Below are 17,029 nucleotides of genomic sequence, written 5' to 3'. Positions count from 1 at the left end.
ACCAAGGCCTGGCATCGCAACCGCTGAAAACATCGATTCACCAAAATTGCTTTTCACGGTAGGTTCCAATCAAATCACCTGATGCAAATCAGTTGGTGCAGATCATTCGACCTCGGTCGGCAGCAGTTCAGGACACGGCATGGCTTTCCGCATCGCGCAGGCGCTTTCCACCATCGGTAAATTGGCTTTGGCCGGCGCGATCGGCGCAAGCATCATGGCTGGCGATCTCGCCGCCCAGCAGAAGCAGCCGAGCCCCGGCAGCGCCAAGGCGATCTTCGGCGCCGCCACCTTGCCGACCCAGGGCGGCCCTCAGCCCTTCGGCTTTTACGCCAAGGGCTGCATGGCAGGCGCGGAAGCGCTGCCGACCGACGGCCCGAACTGGCAGGCGATGCGCCTGTCGCGCAATCGTCGCTGGGGCAATCCGGCCATGCTCTCGGTTCTCGAGCAGCTGTCGCGCGATGCAGCCAAATATGATGGTTGGCCGGGCCTGCTGGTCGGCGATATCGCCCAGCCGCGTGGCGGCCCGATGTTCAATGGCCATGCCTCGCACCAGATCGGCCTCGATGCCGACGTCTGGCTGACCCCGATGCCATCGCAGCGGATGACCGCCGAGCAACGCGAGGCCTTGCCGTTCACCACGATGCTGCAGAAAAATGCCTTCCTGACCATCAATCCGAATGTCTGGACGCCAGCGCATGCCCGCTTGTTGATGCGCGCCGCCAGCTATCCCCAGGTTGAGCGCATCTTCGTCAATCCGGCGATCAAGAAGAAGATGTGCGACACCTGGACCGGCGACCGCACCAATCTCGGCAAGCTGCGCCCCGAATACGGCCATGATTCGCACTTCCACATCCGCATCAAGTGCCCGCCCGGCGCAACCTCCTGCAAGCCGCAGGCCCCTGTTGCCGCAGGCGACGGATGTGACCAGTCGCTCGCCTGGTGGTTCACCAAGGCGCCCTGGGCCGCACCCAAGCCGCCGAAGCCCGATGCCAAGCCGGTGAAGCCGCGCGAAGTCATGGTGTCGGATCTGCCGAATGCCTGCGCCGCCGTCGTTGCGGCACCTTCGGTAGCCTCCGTGCGCGCCGCAACCTTTGGCGGCGTCTCGGCTGCCGAGGCCCTGAGCGTCGCGCCTGCCGCAGAACCCGCAGCCGCCAATGACGATGAACTGCCCGATGTCGGCCCGATCCCGGATGACAAGCCCGCGGCCCAGTAAGCTTGCCAAAGCGCTCTTTGCAAACACGGATCGCTTCGTATAGAAGCGATCAAATCGATTGAATTTTCCAGGGGGGAGCTTCTTTTATGGCTGGCCGCAAATGCCTCGCATTGATTGCGCATGACCAGAAGAAGGACGACATGGCGGAGTTTGCCCGCCGCAACGAAGAGACGTTGGCCGCCAACTGGCGGATCGTTGCCACCGGAACCACCGGCGGCCGCGTTCTCGAAGCGGCCCCGTCTCTCGATGTCACCAGGCTGAAAAGCGGCCCGCTCGGCGGCGACCAGCAGATCGGCGCGCTGATTGCCACCGGCGAAGCCGATGCCCTGATTTTCTTCGTCGACCCACTGACGCCGATGCCCCATGATGTCGATGTCAAAGCGCTGATGCGCCTGGCGATCGTCTATGATATCCCGATGGCACTCAACGAAGCGACGGCCGACAGGCTGATCGCCAATCTTCACGCATAAGCGGCGCGCGGACGCACAACAACGGAACCTGCCATGCACCAGCTCGACATCAGCGAAGCCTCCATGCCCTTCCCGATCCTGATCGGCGATATCGGCGGCACCAATGCCCGTTTCGCGATCATCGAGACCGCAACGGCCGAACAGATCAATTTCCCGAACGTGCGCACCGCCGATTTCGAGACCATCGATGACGCCATCCGTTTCACCATTCTCGAAAAGAGCGCGATCAGGCCGCGCTCGGCGATCCTCGCCGTTGCCGGCCCGATCAGCGACGACGAGATCCCGCTGACCAATTGCGATTGGATCGTCCGTCCGAAAACGATGATCGGAGACCTCGGTTTCGAAGACGTCCTCGTCGTCAACGATTTCGAAGCGCAGGCGCTGGCCATTTCCGACCTTTCGGCGGAAAACCGCGAGCGCCTCGGCAATGCCGCGCACGAAGAGATGGTCGCCTCCCGCGTGGTGCTCGGACCGGGCACCGGCCTTGGCGTCGGCGGTCTCCTGCATGCGCGCAACGTCTGGATCCCGGTTCCCGGCGAAGGCGGCCACGTCGATCTCGGGCCGCGCACCAGGCGCGACCTCGAAATCTTCCCGCATGTCGAGACCATCGAAGGACGCGTTTCGGCCGAACAGATCCTGTCTGGCCGCGGCATCGTCAATCTCTACCGCGCCATCTGCACGGCCGACGGCATTGATCCGAAGTACAGCGATCCGGCGGACATTACGTCGCATGCGCTTGGTGAAAGTGACCGGACGGCGGTCGAAACCATCTCGCTGTTTGCCACCTATCTCGGCCGCGTGGCCGGCGATATGGCGATGATCTTCATGGCCCGCGGCGGCGTGTTTCTCTCCGGCGGCGTCAGCCAGAAAATTCTGCCGGCGCTGCGCAAGCCGGAGTTTCGCGCCGGTTTCGAGGATAAGGCGCCACATTCGGCACTGCTGTCGACGATCCCGACCTATGTCGTCACCCACCCGCTGGCGGCACTCGCCGGCCTGTCTTCCTATGCCCGACGACCCGACAGTTTCGGCGTGTCGACCGATGGCCGCCGCTGGGGTCGCTAGGCGACCCTAGCCAAAGCTGCGTCAAGTCTTTATAGAGCCGCCCGAGCGCGAGCCATGATTGCGGCTCGCATGGACCCGAGACAGGAAGCTTTTTTGCGTTCACCCGACCCCCAGCAGCGCCCCGTTGACAGTGGTACGGTCACCGCCGTTCTGAAGCGCATCATCGCCGAGAACGGCCGCGAGCACATTTGGGGCTACGTCGCCGCCATCAGCTGCCTCGTGCTCGTGGCGCTGTCCACCGCCTTTACCGCCTGGATCATGCGCACCATCATCGACGAGGCCTTCGCCAATCGCCGCGCCGATGTCGTCTGGATCATCTGTCTGTCGATCTTCATCGCCTTCGTCATCCGCGGCTTTGCCAGCTATGGCCAGGCGGTCGCCCTGTCGAAGATCGGCAACAATATCGTCGCCCGCTACCAGAGCCGTCTCTACGTGCATCTGATGTCGCTGTCGGTCGGCTATTTCAACGAGGCCCGCTCCGCCCGCATCGCCGCCCAGGTCAGCCAGAATGTCGGCGGCATCAGGGATGTGCTCAACCTGACGATCACCTCGACCGCGCGCGATCTGCTGACTTTCGTCGCCCTGCTCGGCGTCATGGTCTATCAGGACCCACTACTGAGCCTCGCCGTGTTGATCCTCGCGCCGCCGCTGCTCCTGGCACTGCGCTACCTCTCCAAGCGCCTGCGCCAGGCCACCAAGGAAGCGATCGATCTCAACAGCCACGTGCTCGGCGCGATGCAGGAAACCATTCAGGGCATTTCCATCGTCAAGGCCTTCACGATGGAGCGGCAGCTCGAGCTGAAGATCAACAAGATCATCGTCGCCGCCGAAGAGCGCGGCAACAAGATCGCCAAGCTGTCGGAGCGCAACGCGCCGATGACCGAAAGCTTCGCGGGCTTCGCCGTCGCCAGCGTCCTGGCCTATGCCGCTTACCGCTCGATCTATCAGAACGTGCCCCCCGGCGCCTTCTTCTCCTTCGTCACGGCACTTCTTCTCGCCTATGATCCGGCCCGTCGCCTTGCCAAGCTGCAGGTGCAGATGGAGCGCGCCGCCGTCAATGCGCGGATGATCTACGAACTGCTCGACATGGAAACGCGCCAGCGCGACCTGCCGGATGCCAAGGCGCTGGTGGTCACCGAAGCCCGCATCGAGTTCAACGACGTCGCCTTCGCATACGGCAACGACAACGTGCTGAACGGCGTCACCTTCGCAGCCGAGGGCGGCAAGACCACGGCGCTGGTCGGTCCGTCCGGTGCCGGTAAGTCCACCATCATCAATCTCATCCCGCGCTTCTACGATCCGAAGTCCGGCGAGATCCTGATCGATGGCCAGGACATCGCCCATGTGACCAAGCAGTCGCTGCGCGAGCAGCTGGCCTATGTCTCGCAGCAGCCCTACCTGTTCGAAGGCTCGATCCGCGACAACATCCGCTACGGCCGGCCGGAAGCCACCGATGCCGAAGTCGAGGAAGCCGCGCGCCTCGCCTACGCCCATGATTTCATCCTTGCCCAGCCCGAAGGCTATGACACTGCCGTCGGCGAAAACGGCGTGACGCTCTCCGGCGGCCAGCGCCAGCGGCTGTCGATCGCCCGCGCGCTGGTCCGCAATGCGCCGATCCTGCTGCTCGACGAAGCCACCTCGGCGCTCGATACCGAATCGGAAGCCGCCGTCCAGAAGGCGCTCGACGAGGCCATGACCGGCCGCACCGTCGTCGTCATCGCCCACCGCCTCTCCACCGTGGTGCGTGCCGACAAGATCGTCGTCATGCAGCAGGGCAGGGTGGTTGAGGAAGGCAATCACGATACGCTTGCGAAGCGCATCGACGGTCTTTACGCTCGCCTCAACAATCTCCAGAGGCCGGCAGCCTCCGATAGCTACTGATACCGAAATGATGGACGCCTGAGATGAGCGATGCTGCGATGAAGCTGGTGGTGGTGGGTGCAGCGGGCCGCATGGGGCAGGCGCTGATCCGGCTGGTCCAAGAGATGCCGGGTGTCACCCTGCACGCAGCCGTCGCCCGCCCGGGCTCGGCATTCGTCGGCAAGGATGCTGGCGAGATCGCGGGCCTTGGCCCGAACGGCATCGTCATCGGCGAAGATCCGCTGGCAGCCTTCCTGCATGCCGACGGCGTGCTCGATTTCACCACACCCGCCATCACCAACGAATTCGCAGCGCTCGCGGCGCAGGCCCGCATCGTCCACGTCATCGGCACCACGGGTTGCTCCGTCGAGGATGGAGCCAGGATCGCCGCTGCCGCCCGCCACGCCCGCATCGTCAAGTCGGGAAACATGGGCCTCGGCGTTAATCTCTTGAGCGTGCTGGTCGAACAGGCCGCCCGCGCCCTCGATCCCGCTGACTGGGATATCGAAGTCCTCGAAATGCACCACAAGCGCAAGGTCGACGCGCCCTCGGGCACCGCGTTGCTGCTGGGTGACGCTGCCGCCAAGGGGCGCGGCATCGATCTCGCCACCCATTCGGTGCGCGTCCGCGACGGCCACACTGGTCCGCGCGAAGCAGGCACCATCGGCTTTGCCACGCTGCGTGGCGGCTCGGTCATCGGCGAACATTCGGTGGTCTTTGCCGGCGAAGGCGAACTGGTCACCATGTCGCACAGCGCCGGCGATCGCTCGATCTTTGCCCGCGGCGCCATCAAGGCAGCCCTTTGGGCACGCGACAAGAAACCCGGTCTTTATTCCATGCTCGACGTTCTCGGGCTTTCCCAACACTGATCTTATCAGGAGGCAATTTCATGAGCGGTACCCTCGTCCTCGTTCGCCACGGCCAGAGCGACTGGAATCTGAAGAACCTTTTCACCGGTTGGAAAAATCCTGAGCTGACCGAACTCGGCGTTCAGGAAGCCAACACCGGCGGCAAGGCGCTCGCCGACTATGGCGTCAAGTTCGACATCGCTTTCACTTCAGACCTGAAGCGCGCCCAGGACACGTTGACGATCATCCTCGAAAATCTCGGCCAGCAGGGCCTCGAGACCATCAAGGACCAGGCGCTGAACGAGCGCGATTACGGCGATCTCTCCGGCCTCAACAAGGATGACGCCCGCGCCAAGTGGGGCGAAGAGCAGGTCCACATCTGGCGCCGCTCCTACGACGTTCCGCCTCCCGGCGGCGAAAGCCTGCGCGACACCGGCGCCCGCGTCTGGCCGTATTACCTGACCGAAATCCTGCCCCGCGTGCTGCGCGGCGAAAAGGTGCTCGTCGCAGCCCACGGCAATTCGCTGCGCTCGCTGGTGATGGTGCTGGATGGCCTGACCAAGGAACAGATCCTCGGCGTCAACCTCGCAACCGGCGTCCCCATGGTCTACAAGCTCAACGCCGACTCGACGGTGGCGTCCAAGGAAGTGCTGGGCGACATGTCCGGCGCGCACTAAACCGAAGGCGGCATTTGGCGTTCGAAATGCCCATGTGCTACGGTGCATCGTCTCTGTAGCACATGGAGCAAACCGTGCCGGATGCCGTATTCACCTTTCGTGTCGATGAAGATCTGAAAGCCGCTTTTGGCGAGGCCGCCAAGGCGCAGGATCAGAGTGCAGAGCAACTGCTTCTGGGCTTGATGCGTGAGTACGTGGAGAGCCAGCAGAACGATGCCGAATATGACACATGGTTTCGGCGGCAGGTTCAAATCGGGTTGGACTCCGCCAATGCGGGCAATCTGATATCCAACGACGACGTTGAAGCGGAATTTGCCCAGCGCCGTGAAGCAGCGCGTCAAAAGCTTATGCGCTAGACACCATGGTCGTTCGTTGGACGCACCAAGCCGCCGTCGATCGCCAATCCATCTTTGAGTTTATCGAGACAGCCGATCGCCGGGCGGCAATCGCGTTGGATCATGTGTTCTCCCGCGCGGCACTGCGGCTTGATCTCTTTCCTTGGATGGGGCGGCCCGGACGCGTAAAAGGTATGCGGGAGTTTGTCGTGCATCGACACTACCTCATCGCCTACGACGTCAACGGCGAAACCATCCGCATCCTTCGTATTCTGCATGCCGCGCAGCAATGGCCATCAGCCCCCGAACACTGAACTCCACCCTCAATTCTCGATCGTGAACTGCACCCGATCGGCCGCAAACCGCGTCACCGAATACTGCACCGGCACACCGTCGAGATCGGTGTTCATCGCTTTGGTGATCAACACGATCGCCCCCGGCGTCAGTTCCAGCGCCATCAGGTCGGCAGCCTCGGCATGGGCGGCGGTGATCTCGGTGGTCGCGCGCACATAGTCGGAAAGCCCAAGCTCGGCAAAGGCCCGCGTGATCGATTCCGTCTTCTGGTAGGCCTCGGGCATGCCCGCAAAGCGCTCAGCCGGGAACCATGAGGTTGCCGACGACACCGGCCGACCATCGGCCTTGCGCACCGTCTCCAGCCGGATCACGATCTCACCCGGCTTCAGCTTCAGCCAGCGTGCCACCTCGTCGTCGGCACTCTCCTCGTCATGACCGAGCAGCAGCCCGCGCGTTTCGCGCGCCTGGTCGCCGATGCCGCTGTTGAAGCGTGTCCGCTTGCTGATCGGAAAGTTCAGCCGCTCCTTGCGCTCGATCAGCGTGCCGCGTCCCTGCACGGCGCGCACGATGCCCTCTTGGGCCAGTGCAGCCAGCGCACTGCGCACCGTATGCCGGTTGACGCCGAACTGCGCGGCCAGAACCGTCTCCGGCGGCACCATGCCGGTTTCATCGTAGGTGCCGGCGCTGATCGCCTGGCGGATCCGTTCGGCGATCTGTCGCCACAGCGCCACGCCCGTCTGTCTCTGTACCTGCCCAGCCATTTTGCCCCTTGATGTCACACGCTTGTCACGTCGCCGATTTAAGCCTAGATATAGCTTGTATGGTTGTCTATATCAATAGACATTTAAAGGATGTGGCGATGACCTTAGCGGAAATGAACGAGGCGAAGGCAGAGATCGAAAGCGCCCGCAAGCGCACCGTCGATCTGCTTGCCCGGGCCGAACCGGCCGAACTGGACGCCGCTTGGCAGGCGCTGGCCGACAAGCCGGTCGCCCAACCGATGCGCGGCCCGGAAACCGGCCTCGTCATGGTCCGCGGCCGCATGGGTGGCGGCGGCGCGCCGTTCAATCTCGGCGAAGTCACCGTCACCCGCGCGACCATCCGTCTTGCCTCCGGCACGGTCGGCCACGCCCAGGCGCTCGGCACCGATCGCGAAAAGGCGCGCCTCTCGGCGATCTTCGATGCGCTCTGGCAGGAGCCTACATCGCGCCCCTTCGTCGAGCAGGCATTGCTCACCCCGATCGCCGCTCGCATCGCCGATGCAGATCGCCGCAAGGCCGACGAGACCGCGGCAACGCGGGTCGATTTCTTCACCATGGTTCGCGGAGACGACTGATGAGCCTCAAGCCCCAACTCCCCAACCAGGCCCCCAATCAGGCTCTCAAGACCGATGCGCTGTCCGGCGGCTTCGCCGAGCCGGTGTTCCACGCCCAGAGCGTCTTCAAGCTGATGATGGACGCCATGGCCCGCCCCGGCACCATCCAGACTGTCGCCCCCGATGCCGAACCGCCGGCCCCGCTCGGCATCGCCGCCGGCGCCATCGCGCTGACGCTTTGCGATCACGACACCCCCGTCTGGCTGTCCTCGGGTCTGGCGAAATCCGCCGTGCCGCAGTGGCTGGGCTTCCACACCGGCGCTTCCGTCACCGCTGAAAAGGCCGAGGCCCGCTTTGCTTTCGTCGAAGCCGGCGCCCCGCTCTGCTCCTTCGGCCTCTTCGCCTCCGGCACCCAGGAATATCCCGATCGCTCGACGACGCTGGTCATCGAGCTTCCCGATCTCGAAGGCGGTCGCCGCCTGGCGCTGATGGGCCCGGGCATCAAGACCGTCAACGACATCGCCCCGCTCGGCCTGCCGGACGCGTTTCTGCATCTGTGGACCGAAAACCGCGCTCTTTTCCCGCGCGGCATCGACATCGTGCTGACCTCAGGCAGCCGTTTCGTCTGCCTGCCGCGCACCACCAAGATCACCGCAACGGAGATGTGACCCATGTATGTTGCCGTTAAAGGTGGCGAAGCCGCCATTTCAAATGCCCACCGCCTGCTGGCCGACCGTCGCCGCGGCGATCGCTCTCTTCCGGCCATCGGCATCGAGCAGATCGTCGCCCAGCTGGCACTCGCAGTCGATCGCGTCATGGCCGAAGCCTCGCTCTACGACCGCACGCTGGCAGCGCTTGCCGTACGCCAGTCGCGTGGCGACATGATCGAAGCGATCTTCCTGCTGCGCGCCTACCGCACCACGCTGCCGCGCTTCGGCTATAGCACCCCGCTCGACACCGCGAAAATGAAGATCGAGCGCCGCGTCTCCGCCACCTACAAGGACCTGCCCGGCGGCCAGCTGCTCGGCCCGACCTTCGACTACACCCACCGCCTGCTCGACCCGTCGCTCCTCACAGACGCGCCCGTCGAGGAGCCAAGCCTGCGCGACGCCGAGACCGGCCGCGTCATCCGCGTCTCGGAAATCCTCGCAGAGGAAGGCCTGATCGAGGGCGATGGCGAAATGCCCGAGGATCATGAGGTCGGCGATCTCACCCGCGAGCCGATGGAATTCCCGATGAGCCGCGATCTGCGCCTGCAGGCGCTTGCCCGCGGCGACGAAGGCTTCCTCTTGGCGCTCGGCTATTCCACCCAGCGCGGCTATGGCCGCAACCACCCCTTCACCGGCGAAATCCGCATCGGCGAGGTCGAGGTGGAGTTCGATGTTCCCGAACTCGGCTTTGCCGTCTCGCTCGGCACCATCCAGGTCACCGAATGCCAGATGGTCAACCAGTTCAAGGGCTCCTCCAAGGCGCCGCCGCAGTTCACCCGTGGCTACGGTCTGGTCTTCGGCCAGAGCGAGCGCAAGGCGATGTCGATGTCGCTGGTGGATCGCGCCCTGCGTGCCGAAGAGCTTGGCGAGGACATCACCGCCCCGGCGCAGGACGAGGAATTCGTCATCTCGCATGCCGATAACGTCCAGTCGACAGGCTTCGTCGAGCACCTGAAGCTGCCGCATTACGTCGACTTCCAGGCCGAACTGGAACTCGTCCGCCGCATGCGCAGCGAGTTTGAAGCCAGCCGCAACGGCCCCGGCAGCGATAGCAGCCTCAGGGAGGCCGCCGAATGATGATCTCAGGCACAGCCGTAGTCGCCGCCCGCTCTGTCGGCACCCTTTCTTCTGTCTGGAACCTGCAAGCACAGGGCATGTCAAGATGACCGATCTCGCCACGTACAACTTCGCCTATCTCGACGAGCAGACCAAGCGGATGATCCGCCGCGCCATCCTGAAAGCCATCGCCATCCCCGGCTACCAGGTGCCGTTTGCCTCGCGCGAAATGCCGATGCCCTATGGCTGGGGCACCGGCGGCGTGCAGGTCACGGCCTCGATCATCGGTCCCGACGATGTGCTGAAGGTCATCGACCAGGGCGCCGACGACACAACGAATGCGGTCTCGATCCGCGCCTTCTTCCAGAAGGTCGCCAATGTCGCGGTCACCACCCACACCCGGGATGCGACGATCATCCAGACCCGCCACCGCATCCCCGAGGAAAAGCTCGGCGAGAACCAGGTGCTGGTCTACCAGGTGCCGATCCCCGAGCCGCTGCGTTTTCTGGAGCCGCGCGAGACCGAGACCCGCAAGATGCATGCGCTGGAGGAATACGGCCTCATGCATGTAAAACTCTACGAGGACATCGCCCATAACGGCCGCATCTCCAAGACCTATGCCTATCCGGTCAAGGTCGCCGGCCGCTACGTCATGGACCCGTCGCCGACGCCCAAATTCGACAATCCGAAAATGCACATGTCGGACGCCCTGCAGCTGTTCGGCGCCGGCCGCGAAAAGCGCATCTACGCCGTGCCGCCCTATACCGAGGTCGTCAGCCTCGATTTCGAGGACTATCCCTTCGAGATCCAGCGCTTCGGCAAGCCCTGCGCACTCTGCGGCGCGGAAGAGGTCTATCTCGACGAGGTCATCCTAGACGACAAGGGCGGCCGCATGTTCGTCTGCTCCGACACCGACCACTGCGAAGATCGCCGCAACCACGGCCACGCCGGCGAGATGCTGGCACCGGGCCGGGAGGCGGCGGAATGAGCGGAGAGGCAACACAGTTCGGGGGACTTGCAGTCATGCGTCCTGCCAGCCCAGCCCCCCTCTGCCCTGCCGGGCATCTCCCCCACGGGTGGGGAGATCGGCTGGGCGCTCCCGCCCGACACCTGCCGATCTCCCCCCTTGTGGGCGGCGCCACACGCGCCGACCTCCCTTTCTCCCCCGCGGGGAGAAGGTGGCCCACAGGGTCGGATGAGGGGGCCTTCGCCACACACGCGTCCGTCGCTGATCGCTCCGGCCGTTCGCACTTTCAGTCGCTCACCCCCTCATCTGTCCTGTCGGACGTCTTCTCCCCGTTGGCGAGAAGAGCAAACGCCCCGGAGGCACAGCAATGACCGACATCCCGCTTCTCAAAGTCAGCGACGTCTCGAAATTCTACGGCAACCGCATCGGCTGCAAGAACGTCTCCTTCGAGCTCTGGCCCGGCGAAGTGCTGGCGATCGTCGGCGAATCCGGCTCCGGCAAGACGACGCTGCTGAACTGCATCTCCACCCGCCTGATGCCGACCACAGGTAGCGTCGAATACCACATGCGCGACGGCGCCTACCGCGATCTCTACCATATGAGCGAGGCCGAGCGCCGTTTCCTGATGCGCACCGATTGGGGCTTCGTCCACCAGAACCCGGCCGATGGCCTGCGCATGACGGTGTCGGCCGGCGCCAATGTCGGCGAGCGGCTGATGGCGATCGGTGACCGCCATTACGGCAACATCCGCTCGACCGCCATCGACTGGCTGAGCCGCGTCGAGATCGACGAAAGCCGCATCGACGACCAGCCGCGCGCGTTTTCCGGCGGCATGCGCCAGCGCCTGCAGATCGCCCGCAATCTGGTCACCGGCCCGCGCCTGGTGTTCATGGACGAGCCGACCGGTGGCCTCGACGTCTCCGTCCAGGCTCGCCTGCTCGATCTCGTCCGCGGCCTCGTCAACGATCTCGGCCTCGCCGCCATCATCGTCACCCACGATCTGGCCGTCGCCCGCCTGTTGTCGCATCGGATGATGGTGATGAAGGATGGCCATGTCATCGAGCACGGCCTGACCGACCGCGTGCTGGATGATCCGCGCGAGCCCTACACCCAGCTCCTCGTCTCCTCGATCCTGCAGGTTTGACCGCACAGCGCCATCCGAAGCCGGCTAACGGATACGGATAGCAAGCCGCGAAACCCAAATTGCAAAACCAAGGAAAAGCAATCATGGCAACGCCTCTCGTTGTTTCGGAAGTCTCCAAGAGCTTCACCATGCACCTGCGCGACGGCATAAAGCTGCCTGTCGTCGCCAATGTCTCCTTCTCGGTCGCATCGGGCGAATGCGTCGTGCTAGGTGGTCCGTCCGGCATCGGCAAGAGCTCGCTCCTGAAGATGATCTATGGCAACTACGCCGTCGATACCGGCCAGATCCTCGTCCAGCACCTGGATCGCCTCGTCGATCTCGCCACCACCGATCCGCGTACGGTGATCGAGGTCCGGCGCCACACGCTCGGCTATGTCAGCCAGTTCCTGCGCACCGTGCCGCGCGTGGCGGCAATCGATGTCGTCGCCGAACCGCTGGTCGCCCGTGGCACCAGATCGGAAGCGGCGCGTGAAAAGGCCGCCGAGCTGCTCGCCAAGCTCAACCTGCCGCAAGCGCTCTGGCAGCTGCCGCCCGCCACCTTCTCCGGCGGCGAACAGCAGCGCGTCAACATCGCCCGCGGCTTCATCACCGAGCATACGATCCTGCTTCTCGACGAGCCGACCGCATCGCTCGACGCCAAGAACCGCGCCGTCGTCGTCGAAATGATCGCCGAGAAGAAGAAGGCCGGCGTCGGCCTGCTCGGCATCTTCCACGATGAGGAGGTGCGCGAGGCGGTCGCCGACCGCATTCTCGACGTCCAGGCATTCTCGCCGCGAAAGGCGCTCGCAGCATGAGCCGCAAGATTGGCCTGGAGCCCTATGTCCACGAGACCGCCGCGGTCAGCAACGCCAGCTTCGGCCGTTATACTGAGGTCTCCGAGCGCTGCCGCATCGACGAGGTCGAGTTCGGCGACTATTCCTACGTCATGCAGGATGGCGCCATCTGGTGCGCGACGATCGGCAAGTTCGTCAATATCGCCGCCTCGGTGCGCATCAACGCCACCAACCACCCGACCTGGCGCGCCACGCTGCACCACTTCACCTACCGCGCCACCGATTACTGGCCGGATGCCGACATGGAGACAGATTTCTTCGCCTGGCGCCGCGCCAATCGCGTTGTTATCGGCCATGACGTCTGGATCGGCCATGGCGTCACCATCCTGCCCGGCGTCAAGATCGGCAATGGTGCGGTGATCGGCGCCGGCGCCGTCGTCTCCAGGGATGTTGCCCCCTACACCATCGTCGGCGGCGTCCCCGCCAAGCTGATCCGCGAGCGCTTCCCGAAGGAAATCGGCGAGCGCATGGACAATCTCGCCTGGTGGGACTGGGGCCACGACCGCCTGCGCGTCGCCCTGCAGGATTTCCGCGATCTCAGCGCCGAAGGTTTTCTGGAACGGTACGAGGGGTGATCGGATGGATCGATCGGCGGCAACAATCCCTTTGCCGCCGCCGCGCCCATGGTCGCCCTCGGCTCGCCACGAGCGCATCCGAGGTTTAAGCCTTCCTTAGACGCGCGCTGATACGTTCTCAGCAGTCCCTCACAAGAAAGGCCTCGGCCATGCGTCGCGTTCACCATGCACTTCGGGCAATCAGTTTCGGCGCGGCAATGGCGATTGCCTCGGCCGGATGGGCGGCCGGCTTCGAAAACATCATCCTCTCGGCCACCGAGGATGCCGATGCATCCGAGACCAGCTTTTCGACCGAGGTTGCCAAGATCTACGTCTCGGCGGATCTGACCGACGAGGTCAAATCAGGCTCAAAAGTCACGGTGTCGTGGATCGCCGTCGATACCGGCGGCGTGGCCCCCGCCAACTACAAGATCGACGAGGTCGATCTCGATATCAACATGATCGAAAACCACGTCAATTCGGCGCTCAGCCGGCCGAACAGCGGCTGGCCCGTCGGCGATTACAATGTCGTCTTCTCGGTCGATGGCAAGCCGATGGAAACCGTCGATTTCAAGGTCAAGTAAGTCTGGTGCGTGAAGGCGATGACTTGCGGCCGCCACCCGGCACGATTGTCCCGGCCGGCGGCGTCCGTCTTTCGCCGGCGTGTCAGCCCTGATCTTCCTCGCCCGCCTCATCCAGAATGTTCTGCGCCAGCTCGCTGATGGCGACCTCCGCCTCCTCGAACGACCAGCCGACCGCTTCGGCGCGCTTGGCCAGCGCCACCATAACAGGCGAAAGCTTGCCGCCGGCGGCATCGACGATCTGGCTGGCCGGCACGCTGCGGGCGATTTCCGACAGCGCGCCTTCCAGCGCCTCCTGGCAACCGATGTCGCGGTCCTTGTACTGGTCGTTGCTGCGGGGTCTGTTGAGGATTTGCATCGTATCGTTCCGTCGGGTGTTGATCTGTCGCGAACCCAATAGCTTAAAATCCGAGGTTCCGCTAACGCTGAGATAATGTCATTGTCCGCCGCAAACAGGCGGATGCGATATCCTGCCATCTGGACGACGGAGAAACACAGTGAACCACGCGCCGCACCCCTTGGTGAGCCTTTGACGACCGATCGCGAAGCGAACTTCCAGGCATCGCTCGGCTGGTCCGCGTTTTTCGCCGACCAGCTGGACGAGGCCGATGGCGATCTGGTGCCGCGGCGCATCGCCGAGGTCCATCGTAGCCGGCTCAGCGTCACCTCGCTGGAGGGCATCGTCCGGCTCGGCATCTCGCATCAGGTCAACACCTCCGAATATGCCGTCGGCGACTGGGTGATGGTCGATCCCGATGGCGACAGGCTGATGCGCCGGCTCGAGCGCCGCACCCTCTTGCAGCGCCGCACCGAAGGTCGCCAGACCCATCAGCTGGGTGCTGCCAATGTCGACACGCTGCTGATCGTCACCTCCTGCAACGCCGATTTCAATGTCGCCAGGCTGGAGCGCTACATGGCGCTCGCCAATCAGGCCGACACCACCCCCGTCATCGTGCTCACCAAGGCCGACATGGCGCCCGACGCCGCAGACTACGAAGCGCAGGCAAAAGCCCTTCAGCGCGACCTGCCGGTCATCGTCCTCAACGCCAAGACCCATGATGCGGCGCAAGCACTCGCCCCCTGGTGCGGCTTCGGCCAGACCCTGGCGCTGATCGGCTCGTCCGGCGTCGGCAAGTCGACGCTGGTCAACACGCTGGCCGGGCTCTCGGGCGAAAGCTCGCAGGAAACCGGCGACATCCGCGAGCGCGACGCCAAGGGCCGCCATACCACGACGGCCCGCTCGCTGCACGCCATGGAAGGCGGCGGCTGGGTCATCGACACACCCGGCATGCGCACGCTCCATGTCAGCGACGTCGCCGAAGGCATCGACCAGGTGTTCTCGGAAATCACCGAACTTGCCGAGCACTGCCGCTTTCGCGATTGCACCCACGCCCACGAACCCGGCTGCGCCGTCCAGGCCGCGGTCAAGGCCGGCACGTTGCCGGCGGAGCGCCTGGCCCGCTGGCGGGTGCTGCTCGATGAGAACGACAAGAACACGCCGAAGCTCACCGGCCCGCGCGGCAACAAGGTGTTTCAGAAGAAGCGGTGAGGGGGCGCGAGCTTTCGGCTGCCGGCGCTTGCTGATCGCCGCAATACCAATTCAATACGTCCGAACGGTGGTTGGGAGCCGGTCGGTTTCGGCTATGCAACCCTGCGATAAGCTTCCAAGTCGCTATCGGCTGCGATCACAACATCCGCAGATGACGAAAGTATCTGCCGCAACGGCGGATCCGTCTTATCATAATCAGACAGAACAATCGCCGTTCGCGGTCTCTCAATCATTGCCGAAATATCTCCCACCTTCATGTAGGCAACAGCCACGGACGTTGCTGCCGGAGAGACAAATTCAAAGATTGCCACAACATTCGATTGATCGATAATTGCGGCGTCAACCTCCCAAGCCTTTGTTGAGCCTCGGAAATCAACATTGAAAGACGCCTTGTCTCCGAAAGCTTTCGATATCCTTTCGACAAACAGACCCTTCGTCTTTTTGATCTTGATTCGATCGAGAGCATAAAGGGCTCGCTCTATGGAAGCCGCCGATGCGTTGGCGATCAATGTGACTGCGGCCGGAAGCTGGTTCTTCGTCGCCTTCAGAATGAAAAATGATCTTTGATCGTAGCTGACGCCAAATCTCTTTGCCACATCCGCCGCAATGCGTTGAAACTGGAAAGCGCCGCCAAACATGTCTGCGTTGAGGCTCGCGTAGCCGTCATCTGACACGAAGAAGTTGTCACCGTCTTGGTCTAGCCGGATGACTACATGAGTTCCGTTGGCATAGGTCACCGTCGTCGACACGAACGCGGATCGGCCTTCTACCGTCGCATGCGAAAGGGATCGCGCGACGTCGTCGGCGATCTTCTGAAGTGACTCGTTCGTTACAGCAAGCTGCGAGACCATGGCGGTGTCGGCACCCTTTCAATATCTGGGCACTTCCATACGATAGCACAGAACTTAAGATAATCTGAAAAACTGATGATCCAATCCGGCAACGCATCGGCGAACCCTACAGCGCCTTGCAGGAAGACGCTAACATCTTGATCTCTATTAAGATCATACGGATGCCAGCGATCAAAAAAAGTTTCGAGTGCCAGTCCTTCGGGGGCACCTGGCGGATTTGTGTGTGGCCTCTTAGGCCTCCACTCGACGGGAATAAGGCGGACGGCGCGAGGCAGGAAAGCCACTCTCACTTCCAATTGCCCGTAAACGTCCGCTTCCCAAGCATCGACAGGCGTGGCTAGTCGCGCCGACACGCCCCCGCCAAGGGTGCCACCCAGTTTTAGGGCTGCCTGCCATTCGAACCGGCCCGCCGGTCGATTGAAAACCGTGTACCAATTGGACATCGCATCAATCGATTTCGAGGCTGAGTTGACATGATCGAGATGATCTAAGAGCTGCCGTTGCTGCTCCGGTGACAAATTTTCCTCCGTCGAAACGAATTTAAAGTATCCATTTGGGGTTGCCAAAGTGAAGTCTGGAAACTGATGCATGTGCATCAAATCCGAAGCTGACAGTCGTGGCGAAATAGTCAATGCCAGACTGGCAATGGCTGTTTCGCCGTCGCCGTGCCCAGCGGCTCCTCCGCCCCGTCGTCACCAGACCTGTCTCTT

The 17,029-nt window shown here is 63.2% G+C and carries 21 protein-coding genes; 17 read left to right on the top strand and 4 right to left on the bottom strand.

All coding sequences use genetic code 11. The features are described 5' to 3' along the window. The first annotated feature begins 139 nt into the window (after positions 1-139). The 8 genes from mepA to GVL52_RS21070 all read left to right on the top strand — a co-directional run bounded on the left by mepA (position 140) and on the right by GVL52_RS21070 (position 6,779). On the top strand, positions 140-1,213 hold the full coding sequence (gene mepA, locus GVL52_RS21105) for a penicillin-insensitive murein endopeptidase (protein ID WP_160010774.1): 1,074 nt from the start codon (positions 140-142) through the stop codon (positions 1,211-1,213). Between the two features lie 86 nt (positions 1,214-1,299). After that, positions 1,300-1,683, top strand: a complete 384-nt coding sequence (locus GVL52_RS21100; RefSeq protein WP_160010772.1) for a methylglyoxal synthase — start codon at positions 1,300-1,302, stop codon at positions 1,681-1,683. Positions 1,684-1,716: 33 nt separating this feature from the next. Then, entirely contained in the window at positions 1,717-2,745 is a 1,029-nt protein-coding gene (locus GVL52_RS21095) for a glucokinase (RefSeq protein ID WP_160010770.1), read from the top strand. Positions 2,746-2,838: 93 nt separating this feature from the next. Next, on the top strand, positions 2,839-4,626 hold the full coding sequence (locus GVL52_RS21090) for an ABC transporter ATP-binding protein (RefSeq protein ID WP_160010768.1): 1,788 nt from the start codon (positions 2,839-2,841) through the stop codon (positions 4,624-4,626). 23 nt (positions 4,627-4,649) lie between these two features. Next, the gene (gene dapB / locus GVL52_RS21085) at positions 4,650-5,474 is read left to right on the top strand and encodes a 4-hydroxy-tetrahydrodipicolinate reductase (RefSeq protein ID WP_160010766.1); all 825 of its coding nucleotides are present in this window, start codon (positions 4,650-4,652) and stop codon (positions 5,472-5,474) included. Positions 5,475-5,494: 20 nt separating this feature from the next. Further along, the gene (locus tag GVL52_RS21080; protein WP_160010764.1) at positions 5,495-6,130 is read left to right on the top strand and encodes a 2,3-bisphosphoglycerate-dependent phosphoglycerate mutase; all 636 of its coding nucleotides are present in this window, start codon (positions 5,495-5,497) and stop codon (positions 6,128-6,130) included. Positions 6,131-6,204: 74 nt separating this feature from the next. Then, positions 6,205-6,486: a CopG family ribbon-helix-helix protein gene (locus tag GVL52_RS21075; RefSeq protein WP_160010762.1), complete on the top strand. Its 282-nt coding sequence runs from the start codon at positions 6,205-6,207 to the stop codon at positions 6,484-6,486. 5 nt (positions 6,487-6,491) lie between these two features. Then, positions 6,492-6,779 (top strand): type II toxin-antitoxin system RelE/ParE family toxin, encoded by a 288-nt coding sequence (locus GVL52_RS21070; protein ID WP_160010760.1) that lies wholly within the window; start codon positions 6,492-6,494, stop codon positions 6,777-6,779. A 9-nt stretch (positions 6,780-6,788) separates the two neighbouring features. Here the strand turns inward: GVL52_RS21070 and phnF are convergent, their stop codons facing one another. Continuing rightward, positions 6,789-7,520 carry a phosphonate metabolism transcriptional regulator PhnF gene (gene phnF, locus GVL52_RS21065; RefSeq protein WP_160010758.1) on the bottom strand — a complete coding sequence of 244 codons (732 nt, stop codon included), beginning with the start codon at positions 7,518-7,520 and terminating at the stop codon, positions 6,789-6,791. Positions 7,521-7,618: 98 nt separating this feature from the next. Here phnF and phnG point away from each other — a divergent pair, with 98 nt between their 5' ends. The 8 genes from phnG (at position 7,619) to GVL52_RS21025 (ending at position 13,922) form a co-directional block, all read left to right on the top strand. Continuing rightward, positions 7,619-8,095, top strand: a complete 477-nt coding sequence (gene phnG, locus GVL52_RS21060; protein ID WP_160010756.1) for a phosphonate C-P lyase system protein PhnG — start codon at positions 7,619-7,621, stop codon at positions 8,093-8,095. After that, positions 8,095-8,742 carry a phosphonate C-P lyase system protein PhnH gene (phnH, locus tag GVL52_RS21055; RefSeq protein WP_160010754.1) on the top strand — a complete coding sequence of 216 codons (648 nt, stop codon included), beginning with the start codon at positions 8,095-8,097 and terminating at the stop codon, positions 8,740-8,742. Before phnG ends, phnH begins: the two co-directional genes overlap by 1 nt. A 3-nt stretch (positions 8,743-8,745) precedes the next feature. Further along, entirely contained in the window at positions 8,746-9,861 is a 1,116-nt protein-coding gene (locus GVL52_RS21050; protein ID WP_160010752.1) for a carbon-phosphorus lyase complex subunit PhnI, read from the top strand. 85 nt (positions 9,862-9,946) lie between these two features. After that, positions 9,947-10,828 carry an alpha-D-ribose 1-methylphosphonate 5-phosphate C-P-lyase PhnJ gene (locus GVL52_RS21045; protein ID WP_160010750.1) on the top strand — a complete coding sequence of 294 codons (882 nt, stop codon included), beginning with the start codon at positions 9,947-9,949 and terminating at the stop codon, positions 10,826-10,828. A gap of 346 nt (positions 10,829-11,174) precedes the next feature. After that, positions 11,175-11,951: a phosphonate C-P lyase system protein PhnK gene (gene phnK / locus GVL52_RS21040; protein WP_160010748.1), complete on the top strand. Its 777-nt coding sequence runs from the start codon at positions 11,175-11,177 to the stop codon at positions 11,949-11,951. An 83-nt stretch (positions 11,952-12,034) separates the two neighbouring features. Continuing rightward, positions 12,035-12,745: a phosphonate C-P lyase system protein PhnL gene (phnL, locus tag GVL52_RS21035; protein WP_160010746.1), complete on the top strand. Its 711-nt coding sequence runs from the start codon at positions 12,035-12,037 to the stop codon at positions 12,743-12,745. Then, the gene (locus GVL52_RS21030; protein ID WP_160010744.1) at positions 12,742-13,359 is read left to right on the top strand and encodes a DapH/DapD/GlmU-related protein; all 618 of its coding nucleotides are present in this window, start codon (positions 12,742-12,744) and stop codon (positions 13,357-13,359) included. The genes phnL and GVL52_RS21030 overlap by 4 nt, the downstream gene beginning before the upstream one ends. 149 nt (positions 13,360-13,508) lie before the next feature. After that, positions 13,509-13,922, top strand: a complete 414-nt coding sequence (locus GVL52_RS21025; protein ID WP_160010742.1) for a hypothetical protein — start codon at positions 13,509-13,511, stop codon at positions 13,920-13,922. An 82-nt stretch (positions 13,923-14,004) separates the two neighbouring features. Here the strand turns inward: GVL52_RS21025 and GVL52_RS21020 are convergent, their stop codons facing one another. After that, on the bottom strand, positions 14,005-14,277 hold the full coding sequence (locus tag GVL52_RS21020; protein WP_160010740.1) for a hypothetical protein: 273 nt from the start codon (positions 14,275-14,277) through the stop codon (positions 14,005-14,007). A gap of 102 nt (positions 14,278-14,379) precedes the next feature. On the opposite strand from GVL52_RS21020, the gene rsgA reads away from it, so the two are divergent. After that, a complete protein-coding gene (gene rsgA / locus GVL52_RS21015) occupies positions 14,380-15,468 on the top strand; it encodes a ribosome small subunit-dependent GTPase A (protein WP_160010738.1) in 1,089 nt (362 codons plus the stop codon). 92 nt (positions 15,469-15,560) lie between these two features. Here the strand turns inward: rsgA and GVL52_RS21010 are convergent, their stop codons facing one another. Both GVL52_RS21010 and GVL52_RS21005 read right to left on the bottom strand, forming a co-directional pair. After that, a complete protein-coding gene (locus GVL52_RS21010) occupies positions 15,561-16,319 on the bottom strand; it encodes a hypothetical protein (RefSeq protein WP_160010736.1) in 759 nt (252 codons plus the stop codon). After that, entirely contained in the window at positions 16,298-16,909 is a 612-nt protein-coding gene (locus GVL52_RS21005; RefSeq protein WP_160010734.1) for a hypothetical protein, read from the bottom strand. The genes GVL52_RS21010 and GVL52_RS21005 overlap by 22 nt, the downstream gene beginning before the upstream one ends. Positions 16,910-17,029 lie beyond the last annotated feature (120 nt).

This window comes from Rhizobium sp. 18055 (genome assembly GCF_902706285.1).
GTDB lineage: Bacteria > Pseudomonadota > Alphaproteobacteria > Rhizobiales > Rhizobiaceae > Rhizobium.
The sequence above is the reverse complement of the archived record's forward strand: the minus strand, read 5'-3'. Positions and strand labels throughout refer to the sequence as shown.